The 2,544-nt window shown below is 77.2% G+C and carries 1 protein-coding gene and 1 pseudogene; one reads left to right on the top strand and one right to left on the bottom strand.

Going from position 1 to position 2,544, the window contains the following annotated elements:
• On the bottom strand, window positions 1-1,167 hold a 1,167-nt coding region (gene egtA / locus E1266_RS36800; protein ID WP_132055152.1), incomplete at its 3' end, for an ergothioneine biosynthesis glutamate--cysteine ligase EgtA.
• Between the two features lie 251 nt (window positions 1,168-1,418).
• Here egtA and E1266_RS36795 point away from each other — a divergent pair.
• A pseudogene (locus tag E1266_RS36795) lies at window positions 1,419-2,544 on the top strand (hypothetical protein); the annotation flags it as partial.

The raw sequence follows: 2,544 nt of genomic DNA, 5'->3' as shown, positions 1-2,544 counted from the left end.
GTCGTCGGCGGGGCAGCGGCCCCGCTCGACGTAGCGGCGGGCGTACTCGTCCACCAGCGGGACGAGACCGGGCGCGCCGAGCCGGGGCAGCGCGTCCAGCGCCGCGGCGAAGCAGGCCCGCGCCGCGGCGGCCAGCGGCGGGTCGGCGAGGCCGAGCCGGGCGGCCTCCGCCCACCGGTGGGCCACCGGCTCGGCGGCCTCCTCCGCGGCGCGCGCGGCCGCGGGGTCGTCCAGCAGCGCGGCCGCGACCGCGACGGGGACGGGCCAGTACGGGCCGGGCAGCGCGTCGATCATCCGCAGCTCCAGCCAGCCGCGCGGCCGGACCGGCGGGAACAGGGTGGACAGGTGGTAGGCCAGGTCGTCCGCGCAGGGCTCGCCCTTGGCCAGCCACTCCAGGAACGACATCCCGGGGTCGGAGACCCACTCGCCCTCGGCGGTGTGGACGAGCATGACCCGCGCGTCGAGCGCGTACCTCGTCCACGCCTCGGCGGGGTCGGCGTCCGCGCCGTCTCGCAGTACGGGCAGCGTGCGGCAGGGGTCGAGCTCGGTCCAGATGCCCTGCCGGGACGAGCGCATCCCGGTCCGGCGGCCGGCGCGCAGCGGCGAGTTCGCGAACGCGGCGACGAGCACCGGGCCGAGCGCGTGCACGAGCCGCCAGCGGCGGCACGCGTCGTCGGGGTCGGCGCCGATGTCCAGGTTGACCTGGACGGACGCGGTCGAGCACATCATCGCGAGTCCGGCGTCCGGGAATCCGCCCGCGCGGAAGTAGTCGCGCATGCAGTCGTAGCGGGGATGGTCGGCCTGGTAGCGGGGCCGGCGGACGGGGTCGACGCCGTGCCCGGCGAGGGCGAGGCCGTCCGGCGCGAGGGCGGCCCGCACGTGCGCGACGTCCCGGGCGAGTTCGGCGTGCAGCTCCCCGAGCCCGGGGAACGGCGCGGAGCTGAGCTCCAGCTGCCCGCCCGGCTCGTAGGAGATCCGGCTGCCGCCGGGCGGCGGGCCCGCCGCGCTGACCAGGGCGCGCACCCGGTCGCCGGGGACGTGGGCGGCCGGGTCGGCGGCGTCGACGACGAACCACTCGGTCTCTGCGCCGACCGTCCCGGGCGGGCCGGTCTTGAAGCAGACACCGCGAACGTGCTGGTAGACGTCCTCTACGGTCAACCGGGACACGGCTCACTCCTCACCTGGGTGACGGCGGAACCGAACCTTCCCACCTGAACCGGATCAGAAATCCGACTGAATTCGCGAACTTCGCTAAATCTCCATGAACATCACCGTCCGCACGCGTCTCCGTTACCTTCCGTGCTATTCGACGCCACGCCTAATCACGGACTTCTCAGGCATTGACCGGAGACGCTAGAGTCCGTCAACCAGCGGTATGCACCATTTGTGGATGCCGGGCCGACGATCGGGGAGGTCACATGCGCGGAGACATGGGTCCGCTCTACGACGCGCACGCAGACCGCCTGTACGCGTACTGCTGGTCGCTGGTCGGCGACCAGCGCGCGGCGGCGGCCGTCGGGGACGCGTTCGCCGCGGCCGTCCACCAGCCGCCGCGCGGCGACACCGTCCTGTGGCTGTACTCGCTGTCGCGGTCGGCCTGCGCCGAGCGCGGCGCGTTCGCCGGCAACCTCGACGGGCGCGGCGGGGTGCTGTTCGCCGACGCCGACCCGCTGCTGCGCGCCGCCGGGGCCCTGCGCGCCGACCACCGCGAGGTGCTGCTGCTGTGGGCGGGCGAGTGGCTCGAACCGCACGACATCGCCCGCGTCCTCGGCATCGCGCCGGACACGGTCGTCCAGCTGCTCGACGCGGCGCGGACGCGTCTGGAGCGGTCCGTCCTCGACATCCTGATGCGCGGCACGGCCGACGCGCGGCACGACCTCATCACCGCGTTCGAGAAGAAGCGGCTGCCGCGGCTGCTCGCCCGGCGGGCCCCGTCCCGCGCGCCCGGCTGGCTGCGCGACCAGGTCCTCGCCGCCTGCGAGGACGAGGCCGTCCGGCCGCTGCCGAGCGTCGTGTCCCCGAGCCCGCTCGTGGTGATCGGCGCCGATCGGCCCCGCCGCGGCGCCGGCGACCGCGCGCGGCGCGGGCTGACGGGCGGTCTCCACCGCGGCCTCGGCGCCGCGGCCGGCGTGGCCGCCTCCGCCGCGGCCGTCATCGGCCTGCTCGCCACCTGGCCGACGCCGAAGAGCGGCGGCTCCGCCTCGATCGTCCCGACGTCGTCGAGCGGCGGGGCGAACCCCGCGTCCGCGGCGAACAGCGGCCCCCGGCACCCGGTGCCCGGCCTGTCCGGCACCGAGCGGGCGACGGGCGAGGTGCCCGGCTCCCCCGGCGCCCCGGCGGGCGGCGGCGCCGCCGGCCCGGCGCCGCAGACCGGCGGCGCGCCCGCCGGCGGCGGCGCGGACCCGGCGCCCACGGCGACCGCACCGGCCGGCACCCCCTCGAAGGAGACGGACCGGCCGGCGCCCTCGCCGTCCCGGCCGGACGCCCCGGCCACGCCCCCGCCGACCGGCGGTTCGCCGACGACGCCCCCGGACACCCCCGGCG

This window comes from Actinomadura sp. 7K534, from assembly GCF_004348575.1.
Taxonomy (GTDB): domain Bacteria; phylum Actinomycetota; class Actinomycetes; order Streptosporangiales; family Streptosporangiaceae; genus Spirillospora; species Spirillospora livida.
The sequence above is the reverse complement of the archived record's forward strand: the minus strand, read 5'-3'. Positions and strand labels throughout refer to the sequence as shown.